Below are 17,212 nucleotides of genomic sequence, written 5' to 3'. Positions count from 1 at the left end.
CGGCTCAGCTCAGGATCGAGGCCACCCGGAAGGTGGTGTACCCGGCCTCGAGACAGCGCCGGCTGCGGGGACGGTCGTGCAGGAGGCGGGCCAGCTCGGTCAGGGCGAGCTCCACGGAGCCGGCCGGTACGCCGCGGCTGCCCAGCACGTCGGCGAGCCAGCCGGTGAAGTCGGTGAACAGGGCCGCGTCACCGATGTACGCCGCTGCGGCGAGATGATCGACGATGTAGCCCAGGTCGGTCACCGTCATGTCGAGGGGATGGCCCTCGGCCGTCAGCTCCGGGTAGGCGGCGCGGAGCCGGCGGAGGGTCTCGTGGACGAGCTCGCCCCGCCGGCTGGTGAGCGCGAGGTATTCGTCACCCACCCGCCGGCTGATGATGTCGGCCGACGGCTGCGGCCGGCCCAGAAGCGTGACCGCGGCGGCCCCGTTCGCCGCCCACGCAACGCCGAGGCGCGCGGCCCAGCGTCCGTCGGGTCCGAAGGCCCGCCCTCCCGCGATGACGGGTACGCCGATGCGCCGGCACGCGGCGATGGCCCGGTGCGCGCCCGGCAGGCGCATGGGCAGGCTGCAGCTGAGCGCCACCGCGACGGGCCGGATGCGGCGCAGGAAGGTCACCAGGTGCGGGGTGGGGACGTCGGCGCCGAGGAAGATGCAGTTCCATCCCCGCAGCCGCAGGGTCTCGGCGAGCAGCAGGGCGGGCATGGCGTGCAGCTCGCGCTCGATGCAGGCCACCACCACCCGCCGGTCCGGTACGGGGCTACCGGCGGTGGCCGCGAGGGCGGCGACGACCCTGCCCGTGATGTGGGAGGCGCCGTGCTCCTGCGCCACCGTCCACACGTTGCTCTGCCACCAGCGTCCGATCTGCACCATCGCCCGCGCGACGAGCTGGAGCAGGATCGTCTCGGTGTCGATGTCGGGCGTGCACAGCTCGAGGACCAGATCGACGGCCGCACGTTCGTCCTGGCGGGCGAGAGTTCCCAGGTAGGGCGGGTACGCATCCTCGATGGCGGCAGTAGCGGACCCGTTGGCGGTCATCGCCGCGCCTGCGAGAGTCCTGTCATGGGAACGTCACCGCCACGCTTCCTGCTCCCCGTCAGCATAGCGATGCTCAGGGGAGGTGGCCGGACTCGGTGACGCCGCGGCCGGTCTCCTCCTCGAAGACCAGCCAGGTGCGGGTGGTGCGTACCCCGGGGATGTCCTGGATGCGGTCCAGCACGACGTCGCGCAGGGCGGTGTTGTCCGGGGTGCGGACCAGAGCGAGGACGTCGTGGTCGCCGCCGATCAGGGCGAAGTGCTCCACGTACGGGATCTCGCGGATGCCGGCGGCGACCAGGCGCCACGCGGTCTGGTCGATGGTGATCGCCACGTATGCGGTGGTGCCCAGGCCGATGCTGTGCGGGTTCAGCAGGGCGGTGAAGCCGCGGATCGTGCCGTCCTCGACCATCCGCGCCACGCGTGTGTACGCGTTCGACCGCGAGATGTGGGTGCGCTCGGCCAGCGCCCGGATGGACAGGCGGCCGTCGCGCTGCAGCTCCGCCAGCAGGGCCGTGTCGGTCGGGTCGAGCGGTCCGGCAGAACGTCCAGCGGAACCGTCCGCGGGGGGTGTCTCGGTGGACATGTTGTCACTCCTGTGCGCCGGATTCGGCAGTTCGTCCTTGATGACGCGGCGCTCTTGACCGTACATCGCCGTGAAATCACGCTGATGCGATCAGCCGTCCAGGGAGAGGCGAGCGTCACAATGCATCTTGAGGACCTGCTGCCCTCCGCGGAGCCCGTGCGATTCGTCGCGGCGGACGGCACCGAGACGGCGGCACCGGCCGGACACCGGCGACCCGCGGACGACCGGCTCGTCGAGGCGTACCGGCGGATGGTGCTCGGCCGGCGCTTCGACACCCAGGCGACCGCGCTGACCCGGCAGGGCCGGCTGGCGGTGTACCCGTCCAGCCGCGGCCAGGAGGCGTGCCAGATCGCCGCCGTCCTGGCCCTGCGCGACGACGACTGGCTGTTCCCCACGTACCGCGACAGCGTCGCCCTGATCGCGCGGGGCCTCGACCCGGCCGAGGTGCTGACCCTGCTGCGCGGCGACTGGCACTGCGGCTACGACCCGGCGGCGACCCGGGTGGCGCCGCAGTGCACGCCGCTGGCTACGCAGACCATCCACGCGGTCGGCCTGGCCGAGGCCATGCGCCGCAAGGGCGAGGACGGCGTGGTGCTGGCGCTGATCGGCGACGGCGGCACCAGCGAGGGCGACTTCCACGAGGCGCTCAACTTCGCCGCCGTGCGGCGCGCGCCGGTCGTCTTCTTCATCCAGAACAACGGCTACGCGATCTCGGTGCCCCTGGCCCGGCAGAGCGCGGCGCCCGCGCTCGCATACAAGGGCATCGGGTACGGGATCAGCTCCGAACAGGTCGACGGCAACGACCTGCTCGCTGTGCTCTCCGTGCTGACCACCGCCGTGGAGCACGCCCGGTCCGGCCGTGGCCCCTACCTGGTGGAGGCGCACACCTACCGGATGGAGGCGCACACCAACGCGGACGACGCGACCCGGTACCGGGACGAGGACGAGGTGACCCGGTGGGCCGCCGCGGATCCGCTGGCCCGGCTGCGGACGTACCTGATGAACCGGGGCCTGATCGACGACGAGGCCGTGCGGACCGCCGAGGCCGAGGCGGAGACCTTCGCCGAGCAGGTGCGGACCGCGCTGAACGCGGACGTGACGGCCGACCCGCGGACCCTGTTCGATCACGTGTTCGCCGAGCGGACCGCGCAGCTTCGCGAGCAGCGGGCGCAGCTCGTCGCCGAACTCGACGCCGGGGAGGCGTGACATGACCGAGATGACCATGGCTCAAGCGCTGAACGCCGCCCTCTGCGACGCCATGGGTGACGACGAGTCGGTGCTGGTCTTCGGCGAGGACGTCGGCCCGCTGGGCGGCGTCTTCCGGATCACCGACGGCCTCACCCGCAAGTTCGGCGAGGAGCGCTGCTTCGACACGCCGCTGGCCGAGTCCGGCATCGTCGGGTTCGCCGTCGGCCTGGCCATGGGCGGTATGCGGCCGGTCGTGGAGATGCAGTTCGACGCGTTCGCGTACCCCGCGTTCGAGCAGATCGCCTCGCACGTGGCGAAGATGCGCAACCGGACCCGCAGCGCCCTGACCATGCCGATGGTGATCCGGGTGCCGTTCGCCGGGGGCATCGGCGGCGTCGAGCACCACTGCGACTCCAGCGAGGCGTACTACGCGCACACGCCGGGCCTCAAGGTGGTCACGCCGGCCACCGTCGAGGACGCGTACTGGCTGCTGCGCGACGCGATCGCCGACCCCGACCCGGTCGTCTTCATGGAGCCCAAGCGCCTGTACTGGAGCAAGGACCGGGTCGACCTCACCACCCGGTCGGCCGCTCCGATGGGCGAGGCCGCGGTGCGCCGCTCCGGCACGGACGTGACCCTGGCGGCCTACGGGCCGACCGTGCCGCTCGCCCTGCAGGCGGCGGAGGCCGCAGCGGCCGAGGGGATCAGCCTCGAGGTCGTCGACCTGCGCACGCTGGTGCCGTTCGACGACGAGACCCTGATGCGATCGGTACGCCGCACCGGCCGCTGCGTCGTCGTCCAGGAGGCGCAGGGCTTCGCGGGCGTCGCCGCGGAGATCGCCGCCCGGGTCCAGGAGCGGTGCTTCCACTCGCTGGCCGCGCCGGTGCTGCGGGTGACCGGGTACGACATCCCGTACCCGCCGCCGAAGATGGAGCACCCCCACCTGCCCACCGTGGACCGGATCCTGGACGCCGTCGACCGCCTGCAGTTCGACGACGAGCCGGACCTGCGTCACACCGGGACCGCGGCGTGAGCGGGGAGCAGGTCTTCCGCCTGCCCGACCTGGGCGAGGGCCTGACCGAGGCGGAAGTCGTCCAGTGGCACGTCGCGGCCGGCGACACCGTGACCGTCGACCAGGTCGTCGTCGAGGTCGAGACGGCCAAGGCGATGGTCGAGGTCCCTGTCCCGTACGCGGGCACGGTCTCGATGCTGCACGCCGAGGCCGGCTCGGTCGTGGCCGTCGGGGCACCGCTGATCTCGGTGGCCGCCGAGGCCTCCGGCGCGGCCGAGCAGTACCGCACCGAGGAGCGGGCGGGATCCGGCAACGTCCTGATCGGGTACGGCACCGGCCATGCCCCCGCCTCCCGGCGCCGTGCGCGCCGGGGGAGGCCGGCGCAGGTCGCGGGCGCCGGGCCGGTCGCGGGCGCCGGGCCGGTCGTGGGTGCAGGGCCGGTCGCACCTCAGGTCATCTCGCCGCTGGTCCGCAAGCTCGCCCGCGAGCACGGGGTGGATCTCGCCACCGTCGTGCCGGGCGCCGCGCACGGTGTCATCCGGCGCCAGGACGTCGAGCAGGCCATCGCCGCCGCCCGGCCGGTCGCCGCGGCCGAGCCCGTGGCCGGGATCGAACGCATTCCGTTGCGGGGTGTGCGCCGGGCGGTCGCCGACAAGCTGTCCCGCAGCCGCAGCGAGATCCCCGACGCGACCACGTGGGTGGACGTCGACGCCACCGGCCTCATCGAGGCGAAGAACGCGCTCGCCGGCCGGGGCGTGAGCCTGCTCGCCCTGCTGGCCCGGATCTGCGTCGCCGGCCTGCGGCGTTTCCCCGAGCTCAACTCGACCGTGGACGTGGCCGCGGGGGAGATCCTGCGGCTCCCGTACGTCAACCTCGGTTTCGCCGCGCAGACCGACCGAGGCCTGATGGTGCCCGTGGTGCAGGGGGCGCACCTGATGAGCACTGCCGAGCTCGGCGCCGAGGTGAGCCGCCTCGCCGGGCTGGCCCGCAGGGGTACGCTGCCGCCCGCCGCGATGACCGGTGGCACCTTCACGCTCAACAACTACGGCGTCTTCGGCGTCGACGGCTCGAATGCGATCATCAACCACCCGGAGGCCGGCATCCTCGGCATCGGGCGCATCGTCGACAAGCCCTGGGTGGTCGGCGGGCAGCTCGCGGTCCGCAAGGTCACCCAGCTGTCGCTGAGTTTCGACCACCGGGTCTGCGATGGCGGCGCGGCCGGCGGCTTCCTGCGTTACGTTGCCGATTGCGTGGAACAGCCCGCGACCCTGCTCGCGGATCTCTGAGAAACCTCATGGAGGTGGCAATGACCATGGCCGAGCCCGCCGTCGCGGACCGCGTCGCCGTGTTGCGCGAGGTGGAGAAGCGGGTGCTCTGGCTCGCCACGGCCATGATCGACCACGCCAACCGGGTCCGGCCCAACACCGACGGCCTGAAGGTCGGCGGACACCAGGCGTCGAGCGCGTCGATGGCGACGATCATGACGGCGCTGTGGTTCGGCCACCTGGCCGAGGGCGACCGCGTCTCGGTGAAGCCGCATGCCTCACCGGTGCTGCACGCCATCAACTACCTGCTCGGGAGCCTGGACGAGCGGTACCTGACCACCCTGCGCTCGTTCGGCGGGCTGCAGAGCTACCCGAGCCGGAGCAAGGACCCCGACCCGGTCGACTACTCCACCGGCTCGGTCGGCATCGGCGCGACCGCCCCGATCTGGGGAGCGCTGGCCCGCCGGTACGTCGACACCTGCGGCGCGGCGACCGGCACGGGCCGCCAGTACTCGCTGGTCGGCGACGCCGAGCTGGACGAGGGCGCCTGCTGGGAGGCGATCCTCGACCCGATGGTCGGCGGGCTCGGCGAGGTCTGCTGGATCGTCGACCTCAACCGCCAGTCGCTGGACCGGGTCGTCCCGCACGTCGCGGCGGCCCGGATGCAGGCCATGTTCGAGGCCGCCGGCTGGCAGGTCCTGACCGCCAAGTACGGGCGGCTGCTCAGCGCGATCTTCGACCGGCCCGGCGGCGACGAGCTGCGCCGGCGGATCGACGACATGTCCAACGCGGAGTTCCAGCGGCTGCTGCGCTGCTCGCCCGAGCAGCTGCGGGACCGGCTGCCCGGCGACGGCCCCGGCGCCCCGGCGTTGCGTGAGCTGGTGAGCGACCTCGACGACAGCACCCTGGTGGCGGCGCTGCGCAACCTGGGCGGCCACGACCTGGAGACCCTGGGCGCCACCCTGGACGCGATCGACGACAGCCGCCCGACCGTCATCTTCGCCTACACCGTGAAGGGGTACGGCCTCGCCACCGAGGGCCACCCGCAGAACCACTCCTCGATGCTGACCGAGACGCAGCTGCGCGAGCTCGGCGACCGCGTCGGCATGTCGCCGGCCGCGCCTTGGGCCCGCTTCGCGCCCGAGTCGGCCCCCGGACGGCTGTGCGCGCAGGTCGCCGACCGTCTCCAGCGCGCCCCGGTGGCCGCGCAGCCGGTCCCGGACGTCCCCACCGACCTCGGCCGTACGCCGGCGGGCACCTCGTCCACCCAGGCGGGACTCGGCCGGGCCCTGCTCGACCTCACCCGGCAGGCCCCCGCCGTGGCGCGCCGCGTGGTGACCGCGGCACCCGACGTGGCGTCGTCGACGAACCTCGGCGGCTGGATCAACAAGGTCGGGGTCTGGTCGACCGACGACCGGCGCAACTGGTTCGACGACGATCCCGAGACCATCCTGCACTGGCGGGAACGCCCCACCGGCCAGCACATCGAACTCGGCATCGCCGAGGTCAACCTGGTGGGCCTGCTCGGCGAGCTGGGTGCCACGTGGAGCCGCTGGGGACAGCCGCTGCTGCCGATCGGCGTGGTCTACGACCCCTTCGTGGAACGCGCCCTGGAACCGTGGTCCTTCGGCATGTACGCCGGCGGGCAGTCGATCCTGGTCGGCACCCCGGCCGGGGTCACCCTGGCCGCCGAGGGCGGTGCCCACCAGTCCATCAAGACCCCGTCGATCGGCCTCGAGCAGCCCGGATGCGTCAGCTACGAGCCCGCCTTCGCTCTCGACCTGGAATGGACGCTGCTCGCCGCGCTCGCCCGCCTCGGCCGGCCCGGCGGCAGCTCGGCGTACCTGCGGCTCTCCTCCCGCCCGGTCGACCAGGGACTCGCCGCCGTCCCGGCCGACCCCGCGGCCCGCGAACGGCGCCGCCGCCAGGTCGTCGCCGGCGGCTACCTGCTGCGCCGCGCACCGGAGCCGCCGGCGCTGACCATCGCCGCCATGGGCGCGATGGTGCCCGAGGCGCTCGCCGCCGCCGACCGGCTCGCGGCCCTCGGCACCCCCGCCGACGTCGTCTGCCTGACCAGCCCCGGCCTGCTCTTCGCCGCCATGCAGGCCCGCTCGGGGCAGGGCAGCGCCGACACGTGGATCCTCGACGCGGCGTTCCCCGCCGAGCGGGCGGCCCCGCTGCTGACCGTGCTGGACGGCCACCCGCACACGCTGGCGTTCCTGGCCGGCGTGCACCGCCGGCCGGCCCGCCACCTGGGGGTGAGCACCTTCGGCCAGTCCGGCGCGCTCGACGCGGTGTACCGGCAGCACGGCATCGACACCGACAGCATCGTCCGCGCCGGGCTGGACCTCACCTGAGGTCAGGCGTGATCGGCGTCCTGATCGCCGGCGGTGGTCCGACCGGCCTGGTGCTCGCCGACGCGGGCGCGGAGCTGGACGTGCCCGCGGCGCTGATGCGGCCGGACGGTCATGTGGCGTGGGTGGGCGACGAGCAGCGGGACCTGCTCCCCCGGCTGCCCCGGTGGTTCGGTGCTCAGCGCGGCGATTCGGGCGTGGCGGGGTAGGCCCGGGTCTCGCTCGCCTTGACCGCGACCCACAGCTCCCGGCCGGGCTCCAGCCTCAGGTGCGCCGCGGCGGCGGGGGTGATGTCGGCGGCCACGGTTATCGGGCCGTCGAGGCGGATCCGCAGGTTGTCCCCGTGGCGCTGGATGTCGGCGAGCACGGCCGGCCAGGTGTTGCGCGGGCTCCCGTCCGGCTCCCGGGAGTGCAGCGCGACCGCCGTGGGTGGGAAGGCCACGAACGCGTCACCGTGCACGGTGTCGGTGGTCGTGAGGGTGAGGCCGCCGGCCAGGCCGACGGTGTGGCCCTCGCCCCGGCCGCGATAAAGGTTGAGCCCGACCAGCCGGGCGACGTAGTCGGTGCGCGGCCGGGCCGTGATGGTCGCGGCGTCGCCCTCCTGGACGACCCGGCCGTGCTCGAGGATCACGAGCCGGTCGGCGAGCACCAGGGCGTCGAGCGGGTCGTGGGTGACCAGCAGGGTGGCGCCCGGGTGCGCGGCGAGGTGCCGGCCGAGCTCCGCGCGGGTGTCGAGCCGGGTCCGCGCGTCCAGCGCCGCGAGCGGCTCGTCGAGCAGCAGGAGGACCGGGTCGACGGCTAGCGCCCGGGCGAGGGCGACCCGCTGCGCCTGCCCGCCGGACAGGTGCCGGGGCTTGCGGCGCGCGTACTCGGCGAGCCCGACGCGCTCCAGCCATCGGTCCGCGACGGCGTGCGCGCTGCGCCGGTCGGCTCCGTGCCGGCGGGGCCCGAACGCGACGTTGTCGCGGGCGCTCAGGTGGGGGAACAGCAGGTAGTCCTGGAACACGACACCGATCGGACGGCGCTCCGGCGGCGTCCAGCTCTGCGCGCCAGGCCGGTCCAGGTCGTGGCCGTCCAGGCTGACGTGCCCGGCCGACAGCGAGGTGAGACCGGCGAGGGTACGCAGGGCGGTGGTCTTGCCGGCACCGTTCGGCCCGAGCAGGGCGACCGTCTCACCGCGGTGGATGCGCAGGCCGGCGTCCAGGTGGAACCCGTCGCGCCGGACCACGAGACGGGCGTCCAGCAGCGGCCCGGTCACGGCGCGGTCAGCCAGCGGTCGCGCAGGGCGGTGAGGATCGTGACGGAGACCGCGAGCAGAACGAGGCTGAGCACCACCGCCCCGTCCAGGTCGCCGCTCTCCATGGTCTGGTAGACGGCCAGCGGCATGGTCTGGGTGATGCCCGGGTAGTTACCGGCGAAGGTGATCGTGGCACCGAACTCGCCCAGCGCGCGAGCCCAGCACAGCACCGCGCCCGCGGCGATGCCCGGGGCGACGAGCGGCAGGGTGACGTGCGTGAACGCGGTCCAGCGGGTGGCGCCGAGGGTGGCGGCCGCCTCCTCGTAGCGGGTGTCGGAACCGCGCAGCGCCCCCTCGACGGCGATGACCAGGAACGGCAGGGCCACGAACGACTCGGCGACGACCACGCCGGCGGTGGTGAACGGCAGCGTGATCCCGAAGGTGGTGTCGAGCCAGGACCCGAGCAGGCCGCGCCGGCCCAGCGCCAGCAGCAGGGCGATGCCGCCGACCACCGGCGGCAGCACCAGGGGCACGGTGATCAGTGCCCGGACCAGCCGGCGGCCGGGGAAGTCGACCCGGGCCAGCAGCCAGGCCAGCGGCACGCCGAGCGCTACGCAGAGCAGCGTGGCGAGGGTCGCGGTGAGCATCGAGAGCCGCAGCGCGGTCAGCACGCCCGGCGCGGTGAGCCGTTGCGGCAGGCTCGCCCACGGCGTGCGGGCGAGCAGTCCCACGAGCGGCACCACGAGGAACACCACCGCGGCCACGGCCGGCAGCAGCAGGGCCACCGGCACGCGGCCGCTCCGGCCCGGTGTCACGGCGCCTGGAAGCCGGCTTGCGTCAACACCTTCGCGCCGTCGGCGGACAGCACGTAGTCGACGAATGCCTGGGCGCCGGCCGGGTTCTTCGCGCTCTTGAGCACGGCGATGGGGTAGTCGTTGATCGCCTTCGCCGACTCGGGGAACTCGACCGCGTCCACGTCGGCCGTCGCCGTCCTGGCATCGGTGCGGTAGACCAGCGACGCGTCGACCTCCCCGAGCTTGACCTTGGACAGCGCCGCCTTCACGTCCTGCTCCAGCGTGACCGGCGTGAGCTTCACCCCGGCGGTCTCCAGGGCCGTCCTGGCCGCGGCGCCGCACGGCACTGCCTCGGCGCACAGCGCCACCTTCACGCCGGGCTTCGTCAGGTCGGCCAGGCCGGTGATGCCTCTCGGATTGCCCTTCGCCACCGCGACGATCAGCTGGTTCTTCACGAAGGTGACCGGCGTGCCGGCATCGGTGACGGTGGCCATGTTCTTCGGCGCGGCCGAGGCGAACACGTCCGCCGGTGCGCCCTGATTGATCTGCGTCGCCAGCGCGGAGCTCCCGGCGAAGTTGAACGTCACCTTCGACCCCGGATGGGCGGACTCGTACTGCTTCCCGATGGTGGTGAAGGACTCGGTCAGCGACGCCGCCGCGAAGACGGTGACCGCGCCGCCGGCCCCGGAGCTCGCGCCCCCGCCCGGCGAGGCCGTGTCCCCGCAGCCGGCCGGCCCGAGTGTGAGCAGCGCGGCGATTCCCGCCACCGTGACCCGCAGTGTTCTCAACCGTCTCTCCCCTGTCCCACGCCGGGGGTGGAACGCTCCACCACCACGGTGGTCGACTTGATCACCGCGACGGCCACCGACCCGACCTCGAGGCCGAGCGCGTCGACCGCCTCCCGGCTCATCAGCGAGACCACCCGGAACGGGCCGGCCTGGATGTCCACCTGGGCCATCACCGTGTCGCGGACCACCGCGGTCACGATGCCGCGCAGCCGGTTGCGCGCCGACGACGCGCCCAGCCGGCCGTCCGGGTCGGCGGCCTGCGCCCGCACGAACCCGGCCAGCTCCGGCCCGCTGATCACCCGGTGGCCGTGCTCGTCCCGCTGCGCCGGGAGACGGCCCGCATCGACCCAGCGCCGTACCGTGTCCGGGCTGACCCCGAGCAGCTCCGCCGCCTCACCGATGCGAAATGCCGTCACGGCGACCACCCTACGGGTTCGCACCTGCGGCCCGATACGGGGATCACCCGCCGCATCTTCGGCTCTGAGAACCACTTCGGCGCCGCACCTGCTGGCAGGGACCCGACGGTGGCCGGGGCCGGGTCTATCCTCAGGTGTCGGCGCCGCCGGGCGATCGGAAGGGCGTAGTCCTAGCCGATCGGGGGCCGCGGAGATGGTAGCAACGGGCGCCGGCTCGGCACCCGCTGTGCCCGCGCGCGTACGCGCCATCCGCTCCGGTGCCGTCCGCGGACTGGGCGGCCCCGGCATCGCGATCGCCTACGCCCTCGCGAACCCGGCACATCCGGAACGACCGTCGATGCTGCTGGTGTCCGCGGCGATGCTGGTCGTCTGCGCGATGACCTGGGGGTTCGCCGCCACCCTGGCCGCGTCGCGAGCCGAGGTTCCGCTGCGGGTGGCCGGGGTTCTGATCGCCATCCTCGGTGCCGCGGAGCTCACCCTGCTCGACGGCGGGATCGCCGGTCCGCTGGGCGCGCTGCTGCCGTTCTCGTTCATCTTCCTGGCGCTCGTGACGCCGCCCCTGGCCTACGCGGCGCTGGGGGTCGTCGGTGCGGTGGCGTACTGGGCGGTCGCGCTGCTCGGCGAGCCGGCGCCGCCGGGGTACGCGGTCGTGTACACGCTGGCCTCCAGCGGCCTGGGCTACCTCTGCGTGCGGCACGCGGGTGCACTGGTCTCGCTGCGACGGCGCCTGGCGAAGGTGTCGGCGATCGACCCGCTCACCCAGGCGCTGAACCGCCGGGGCTTCGACGAGCGCCTCGAGGCCGCGTTCGCCGAGGCGCGGCGCTCCGGCGAGTCCCTCACGGTGGTCTTCGCCGACCTCGACCGGTTCAAGGAGATCAACGACAGGTACGGGCACCAGGCCGGCGACCGCCTTCTGACGTGGATCGCGGGCCGGCTGTCGCAGGGCCTGCGGGCACACGACGCCGTGGGACGCATCGGCGGTGATGAGTTCGCCGCCGTGCTCAGCGACACGGGGCCCGAGGCTGCGACCGTCATCGTCCAGCGGCTGCGCGACTCCCTCGACGGGGTGGTCCCGGTGAGCATCGGTCACGCCTGCTTCCCGTACGACGCCACGACGCCGGCCGAGCTGCGCCGGGCAGCGGACGCCCGGGTGTACGCGGACAAGACGGCCCGCGACCGCCCGCTACCGTCCCCGGCCACGGTGGCCATGGTGCGGGAGACGGTCGACCAGCGTGCTCCCGGGCTGCGGGTCTCCCACCGTGAGCGGCGCCGCCGTTCCATCGCCGACATGGGCTGGATCGCCCTGTTCGACTCCTGCATCGGGGTGCTCTACAGCGCGGCCTTCGCCGGTGAAGAGCCGCATCGGCTGGCCATCGGCCTGCTCGCCACCGCCGGTTGGGTCGTCGGGGCCGGACTGATCGCGGGGGCCGGCCGGCTCAGCCGGGCGGGCGGCGTCCGGGACATCATGCTCGCGTACGCCGTCGTCATGGCCGTCATGGGCGGCACGCTGAGCGCGCTCAACGGCGGAGCCGGCACCGTCTGCGAGCTCGCCATCCTGGTGCCGATGCCGCTCATCGCGCTGAGCAGCCCTGCCCGGGTGGCGGTCCCCGTCCTCGGCCTCTACGCCTGCGTGTACGCCGCGGTCGCGGTGACGGTGCACGCGCCGAGCGGTTGGTACGGTGCCCTGCATCTCGCGGGCGCCGTGGCGGTGTCGATCGTGTGCGGGATGCAGGGCCGCGCCGCCGCCCTGCAGCGGCGGCGCCTGACCGAGCTGTCCCGCGTCGACGTGCTGACCGGGGTGCTCAACCGGCGTGGCTTCGAGGAGCGGTTCGCCGCGGAGTCGGCGCGCGCCGGCCGCGGTGGCCCGGCGATCTCCCTGCTGATCTACGACCTCGACGGCTTCAAACAGGTCAACGACCAGCAGGGCCACGCCGCGGGGGACGAGCTGCTGTGCTGGGTGGCCGCCACGCTCACCGCGAATCTCGAGGCGCGCGACGCCGTGGGCCGGCTGGGTGGCGACGAGTTCGTCGTGCTGCTGACCGAGGGGGAGGCCGGAGCTGTCGCGGAACACCTGCGCGATCTCCTGGCCGAGCGCACGTCGGCCAGCATGGGCCGGGCCACGCTCGGCCTCGACGGCGACGACTTCGACGCGTTGTACGCGCACGCCGACGCCCAGCTCTATGCCGAGAAGGCGGGCCGGGGCGGCCGTCGGCGCGCCCCGGCCTGAGCAGGTACCCGGCAGGGATCAGTCGGCCACCTTCAGCACGAGCTTGCCGGTGTTCTCGCCCTTGAACAGCCGCAGCAGCGTGTCGGGGAACGCCTTGACGCCACCGTCCACCACGTCCTCCAGCGACCGCAGCTTCCCGGCGGCCAGCCAGCCGGACATCTCCGCGGCGGCCTCGGCGTACCGGTCGGCGTAGTCGAAGACCACCATGCCGGTCATCGAGGCGCGATTGACCAGCAGCGACATGTAGTTGGCCGGGCCCTTGACCGGCTCGGTCGCGTTGTACTGCGAGATCGCGCCGCAGATGACGATGCGGGCTCCGCGGGCCAGCCGGGTGAGCGCGGCGTCGAGGATGTCACCACCGACGTTGTCGAAGTAGACGTCCACGCCGTCGGGCGCCAGCTCGCGCAGCTCCTTGCGGACGTCCTGGGACTTGTAGTCGATGCAGGCGTCGAAGCCGAGTTCGTCGACGACGAGCCGGCATTTGCGCTCCCCGCCGGCGATGCCGATCACCCGGCAGCCCTTGAGCTTGGCGATCTGGCCGACCACGGTGCCGACCGCACCGGCCGCGCCCGACACCACGACGGTCTGCCCGGCCTCGGGGCGTCCGATGTCGAGCAGCCCGAAGTACGCGGTCATGCCCGGCATGCCGAGCACGCCGAGGTACACCGGCAGCGGCGCCAGGGCGGGGTCCACCTTGGTCAGACCCCGGCCGTCCGAGAGGCAGTACTCCTGCACGCCGAGGGTGCCCGACACGTGGTCGCCCACGGCGTACTTCGGGTGGCGGGAGGCAACCACCCGGCCGACGCCGCCGGCGCGCATGACCTCGCCGATCTCCACCGGGCGGATGTAGGACTTGCCCTCGTTCATCCAGCCGCGCATGGCCGGGTCGAGCGACAGGTGGAGGACCTGGATCAGGAGCTCACCCTCGGCCGGCTCGGCGGCCGGTTCCTCGACGTACTTCCAGTCGGTCGGCTTGGGCAACCCGCTGGGGCGGGCTGCCAGCCGGTACTGACTGTTGATGCGGCTCATACGGATGGCTCCTCGGTCGTCGAACGCCGCCCCTGACGGGACGGCCGGATGGGTGTGGCGGCGGTTCGCGGGGACATCTTGCGGGCGCGGCGGATGATGCGGCGGCACCGCAGCTCGAGGATCAGGACGGCGCTACCGAAGTGCCGGAACTTCTTGTTCGTCGTCTGTCCCGTCACGTATCGCTGGTACACCTGCTGCGCGATGACGGCGACCCGGAAGAGGCCGAATACCTGGTACCAAGCCCATTCGGCATGGGTGACCGTCGCGCCGGTCCGGGCGCAGTAGTAGGCGACGACCTGCTCGCGGGTCATCATCCCGGGCAGGTGGGTGGGCTGGCGGCGGAACAGCTGCATCAGCGGTCCGTCGCCGCGCTGGACCCAGTAGCCGAGCGAGTTGGCGAGGTCGAGGAGCGGATCGCCCACCGTGGCGAGCTCCCAGTCGAGCAGGCCCACGGGACGGGTGGGATCGGCGGGGTCCAGCACCACGTTGTCGAAGCGGAAGTCGTTGTGGACCAGGGTGTGCGGCCGCTCGCGGGGCTGGTGCCGGTCCAGCCAGTCCATCTCCGTCTCGAAGGAACCGGCGCTGCGGGTCCGGGCCCTGCGGTAGCGCTCGGACCAGCCGGCCACCTGCCGTGCGACGTACCCCTCGCCCTTGCCGAGGTCGCCCAGCCCGGTGGCGGCGACGTCGACCGAATGCAGGTCCACCAGCAGGTCGATCACGTTGCGGCAGAGTGCCGCGGTCTGCTCGCGATCCAGCTGTACGCCCCGGGGAAGCTCCTTGCGCGGGATCGGCCCGGTGAGGCGCTGCATGACGTAGAACGGCGTACCGATGACCGAGGTGTCCTCGCACAGGGCCACGGTCCGCGGAACGTAGGGCAGGTGCCGGGCGAGCTGGGTCTGGATCCTGTGCTCGCGGGCCATGTCGTGGGCGCCCTTGCGATGCTCGCCCTTGGGCGGGCGGCGCAGGATGAGGTCGCCGCCGGGGTAGCGCAGCAGGTAGGTCAGGTTCGACACGCCGCCGGAGAACTGGCGGACCTCGGGGACCGTGGTCAGGTCGATCCCGGAACCGGCGGCCGCGTTGCCGGCCAGCCAGGCGGCCATGGCGCCGGCGTCGAAGGCGTCCTCCTGGCGAACCTCCCGTGCGCTCACACGAGCCGCCGGACGATCCGCAGGGGCAGCAGCTTCATGGCGGCGCCCAGCGGCACCCACGGCCACCGTGGCACGTACGCCTTGATGCGCCGCTTCTCGATCGCCTGGACCATGGCCCGTACGCCGGTCTCGGTGTCCACCATGAAACGCGTCTTCTGCTCGACGTGGGCGTTCATCTCCGAGCGGATGTAGCCCGGATAGATCACCGACACGTCGAGACCCTGGATGCGCTCCGAGCGCAGGCCCTCGGCGATCGCCGCCACCCCCGCCTTCGTGGCGGCGTACGTGGTCATCGACCGGCGCATGCCGCGCAGCGCCGACATCGACGAGATGAGGACCAGGTGACCGCGCCGCTGGTGGCGGAAGATCTCCAGCGCGGCCTCGCACTGCGCCAGGGCGCCGACGAAGTTGGTCATCGCCGTGGCGCGGTTGGCGTCGGCCCGGCCGGTGCCCAGCGGGGCGCCCTTGCCGATGCCGGCGTTGACGATCACACGGTCGATCCGGCCGAACGAGTCGGCGAAGCCGTGGAAGACCTTGTCGACCGCATCGGCATCGGTGACGTCCAGCGAGGCGGTCTCGACCCGCCGGCCGGTCGCCCGGCGAATCGCCTCGGCGAGCACGTCGAGGCGGTCCGTGCGCCGCGCGCACAGGGCCAGATCGTAGCCGAGGGCGGCGAACTGGCGGGCCATCTCCTCGCCGAGCCCGGCGCTGGCGCCGGTGATCAGCACGACGCCCCCGCCGGTCACCGCGGCTCCGTTGCGCTGCCCGCACGCCGCTCGGCCTGCCGGAAGCGGGCCGCGCCGGCGAGCATCCGGCGGTCGTACAGCGGACGCATGAGGCGCTTGGTCCAGAACATGCGCCGGGCCGGCCGGTCCGGCACGATCAGGAAGCGCCGGGCGTCGACACCCCGCAGGACCCGCTCGGCCATCTCCGCGGCGTCGAGCGGCGCCCGGGCGATGAGCTTGGCCGCGATCGTCTCCATGAGCGGGTCGTCGCCGCCGAGCGACGCCGGGAGGTTGGTGCGGAAGAACGACGGGCAGACGACGCTGACGTCCACGCCCCAGGGGCCCAGCTCGTAGCGCAGGGTCTCCGACAGCGCGACGACCGCCGCCTTGCTGGCGTTGTACGAGCTCATCGCGGCCGCGTGGATGAGACCGGCGACCGAGGCGACGTTGACGACGTGGCCGCCTTCCTGGGCCTTGAACATCGGCGCGAAGGTGCGGCAGCCGTTGACCGTCCCGAGCACGTTGATCTCGAGGACGCGCCGCCAGTGCGCGTCGTCGAGCCGGTCGATGCGCCCGCCGGCGGCGATGCCCGCGTTGTTGACGAGCAGGTCCAGCCCGCCGAGGTCGTGCTCGACCCGTTGCAGGGCCGCCGCCCAATCGTCGGTGGAGGTGATGTCGAGGCGCTGGTAGAGCGCGTCCGGCGGCACCGTCGCGGCCGCCGCCAGGTCGGTGACCAGCACCCGATCCCCGCGGGCCGCGAGGCGTACGGCGAGGGCCCGGCCCAGGCCGGACGCGCCGCCGGTGATGAGGACCCGGCGCGCGCTCATCGGGCAGCTCCGTGCTTGGCGAGTTCCCGGCGGGCGACGGTGCCCTTGTGTACCTCGTCGGGCCCGTCGGCGAGGCGTACCGCGCGGGCCGCCGTCCATGCCTCGGCCAGGGGGAAGTCGCTGGACAGGCCCGCGCCGCCGTGGATCTGCATGGCGAAGTCGACGACCTGCTGCGCCACGGCGGGCGCGGCGACCTTGATCGCGCTGACCTCGCTGACGGCGCCCGCCGGGCCGTACCGGTCGAGTTTCCACGCCGCGTGCAGGATCAGCAGCCGCGCGGAGTCGATGGCGATGCGGGCCTCCGCGATGCGTTCCCGGTTGCCGCCGAGGTCCACCAGCGGCCTGCCGAACGCCGTACGCGACAGGCCGCGCTCGCACGCCAGGTGCAGGGCCCGTTCGGCCAGGCCGATCATGCGCATCGCGTGGTGCACCCGGCCCGGCCCGAGCCGGCCCTGGGCGATCTCGAACGCCCGGCCCGGACCGGCGACGACCTCGGAGGCCGGCACGCGGACGTCGGTGAACGAGACCTCGCCGTGGCCGAACGGCTCGTCGAAGAACCCCATCGTGTCGAGCATCCGCTCCA

At 73.3% G+C, this 17,212-nt stretch carries 17 protein-coding genes; 6 read left to right on the top strand and 11 right to left on the bottom strand.

Annotated features, from left to right (window positions below):
• Positions 1–4 precede the first annotated feature (4 nt).
• Positions 5–1,036: a cobalamin-dependent protein gene (locus tag AB0368_RS27755; RefSeq protein ID WP_366156914.1), complete on the bottom strand. Its 1,032-nt coding sequence runs from the start codon at positions 1,034–1,036 to the stop codon at positions 5–7.
• A 73-nt stretch (positions 1,037–1,109) separates the two neighbouring features.
• Complete coding sequence (locus AB0368_RS27750; RefSeq protein ID WP_366156913.1) at positions 1,110–1,619, bottom strand: Lrp/AsnC family transcriptional regulator; 510 nt, start codon at positions 1,617–1,619, stop codon at positions 1,110–1,112.
• A gap of 120 nt (positions 1,620–1,739) precedes the next feature.
• Here AB0368_RS27750 and pdhA point away from each other — a divergent pair, with 120 nt between their 5' ends.
• From pdhA to AB0368_RS27725, 5 genes are read left to right on the top strand one after another with little or no spacing between them, the layout of a single operon-like run.
• Positions 1,740–2,825: a pyruvate dehydrogenase (acetyl-transferring) E1 component subunit alpha gene (gene pdhA, locus AB0368_RS27745; RefSeq protein WP_366156912.1), complete on the top strand. Its 1,086-nt coding sequence runs from the start codon at positions 1,740–1,742 to the stop codon at positions 2,823–2,825.
• Position 2,826: 1 nt separating this feature from the next.
• The gene (locus tag AB0368_RS27740) at positions 2,827–3,840 is read left to right on the top strand and encodes an alpha-ketoacid dehydrogenase subunit beta (RefSeq protein ID WP_366156911.1); all 1,014 of its coding nucleotides are present in this window, start codon (positions 2,827–2,829) and stop codon (positions 3,838–3,840) included.
• A complete protein-coding gene (locus tag AB0368_RS27735) occupies positions 3,837–5,105 on the top strand; it encodes a dihydrolipoamide acetyltransferase family protein (protein ID WP_366156910.1) in 1,269 nt (422 codons plus the stop codon). The genes AB0368_RS27740 and AB0368_RS27735 overlap by 4 nt, the downstream gene beginning before the upstream one ends.
• A 20-nt stretch (positions 5,106–5,125) precedes the next feature.
• Positions 5,126–7,441 carry a pyruvate dehydrogenase gene (locus tag AB0368_RS27730; protein ID WP_366156909.1) on the top strand — a complete coding sequence of 772 codons (2,316 nt, stop codon included), beginning with the start codon at positions 5,126–5,128 and terminating at the stop codon, positions 7,439–7,441.
• Between the two features lie 8 nt (positions 7,442–7,449).
• A complete protein-coding gene (locus tag AB0368_RS27725; protein ID WP_366156934.1) occupies positions 7,450–7,647 on the top strand; it encodes a hypothetical protein in 198 nt (65 codons plus the stop codon).
• On the opposite strand, the gene AB0368_RS27720 is transcribed toward AB0368_RS27725, so the two are convergent.
• From AB0368_RS27720 to AB0368_RS27705, 4 genes are read right to left on the bottom strand one after another with little or no spacing between them, the layout of a single operon-like run.
• Entirely contained in the window at positions 7,617–8,711 is a 1,095-nt protein-coding gene (locus AB0368_RS27720; RefSeq protein WP_366156932.1) for an ABC transporter ATP-binding protein, read from the bottom strand. The two genes, AB0368_RS27725 and AB0368_RS27720, sit on opposite strands and share 31 nt — an antisense overlap.
• Entirely contained in the window at positions 8,693–9,490 is a 798-nt protein-coding gene (locus AB0368_RS27715; protein ID WP_366156908.1) for an ABC transporter permease, read from the bottom strand. Before AB0368_RS27715 ends, AB0368_RS27720 begins: the two co-directional genes overlap by 19 nt.
• A complete protein-coding gene (gene modA, locus AB0368_RS27710) occupies positions 9,487–10,248 on the bottom strand; it encodes a molybdate ABC transporter substrate-binding protein (protein ID WP_366156931.1) in 762 nt (253 codons plus the stop codon). The genes AB0368_RS27715 and modA overlap by 4 nt, the downstream gene beginning before the upstream one ends.
• Positions 10,249–10,253: 5 nt before the next feature.
• Positions 10,254–10,673 (bottom strand): MerR family DNA-binding transcriptional regulator, encoded by a 420-nt coding sequence (locus AB0368_RS27705; protein WP_366156907.1) that lies wholly within the window; start codon positions 10,671–10,673, stop codon positions 10,254–10,256.
• A gap of 193 nt (positions 10,674–10,866) precedes the next feature.
• Here AB0368_RS27705 and AB0368_RS27700 point away from each other — a divergent pair, with 193 nt between their 5' ends.
• Positions 10,867–12,900, top strand: a complete 2,034-nt coding sequence (locus AB0368_RS27700; RefSeq protein ID WP_366156906.1) for a diguanylate cyclase — start codon at positions 10,867–10,869, stop codon at positions 12,898–12,900.
• 18 nt (positions 12,901–12,918) lie between these two features.
• Here AB0368_RS27700 and AB0368_RS27695 read toward each other — a convergent pair whose 3' ends face one another.
• From AB0368_RS27695 to AB0368_RS27675, 5 genes are read right to left on the bottom strand one after another with little or no spacing between them, the layout of a single operon-like run.
• Positions 12,919–13,929, bottom strand: a complete 1,011-nt coding sequence (locus AB0368_RS27695) for an NADP-dependent oxidoreductase (protein ID WP_366156905.1) — start codon at positions 13,927–13,929, stop codon at positions 12,919–12,921.
• Positions 13,926–15,077, bottom strand: a complete 1,152-nt coding sequence (locus AB0368_RS27690) for a phosphotransferase family protein (RefSeq protein ID WP_366156904.1) — start codon at positions 15,075–15,077, stop codon at positions 13,926–13,928. The genes AB0368_RS27695 and AB0368_RS27690 overlap by 4 nt, the downstream gene beginning before the upstream one ends.
• Positions 15,074–15,823 carry an SDR family oxidoreductase gene (locus tag AB0368_RS27685; protein WP_366156903.1) on the bottom strand — a complete coding sequence of 250 codons (750 nt, stop codon included), beginning with the start codon at positions 15,821–15,823 and terminating at the stop codon, positions 15,074–15,076. The genes AB0368_RS27690 and AB0368_RS27685 overlap by 4 nt, the downstream gene beginning before the upstream one ends.
• Positions 15,820–16,629, bottom strand: a complete 810-nt coding sequence (locus tag AB0368_RS27680) for an SDR family NAD(P)-dependent oxidoreductase (RefSeq protein ID WP_366156902.1) — start codon at positions 16,627–16,629, stop codon at positions 15,820–15,822. The genes AB0368_RS27685 and AB0368_RS27680 overlap by 4 nt, the downstream gene beginning before the upstream one ends.
• Positions 16,626–17,204 (bottom strand): acyl-CoA dehydrogenase family protein, encoded by a 579-nt coding sequence (locus AB0368_RS27675; protein WP_366156901.1) that lies wholly within the window; start codon positions 17,202–17,204, stop codon positions 16,626–16,628. The genes AB0368_RS27680 and AB0368_RS27675 overlap by 4 nt, the downstream gene beginning before the upstream one ends.
• Positions 17,205–17,212 lie beyond the last annotated feature (8 nt).

Source organism: Actinoplanes sp. NPDC051475 (genome assembly GCF_040689425.1).
GTDB lineage: Bacteria > Actinomycetota > Actinomycetes > Mycobacteriales > Micromonosporaceae > Actinoplanes.
The sequence above is the reverse complement of the archived record's forward strand: the minus strand, read 5'-3'. Positions and strand labels throughout refer to the sequence as shown.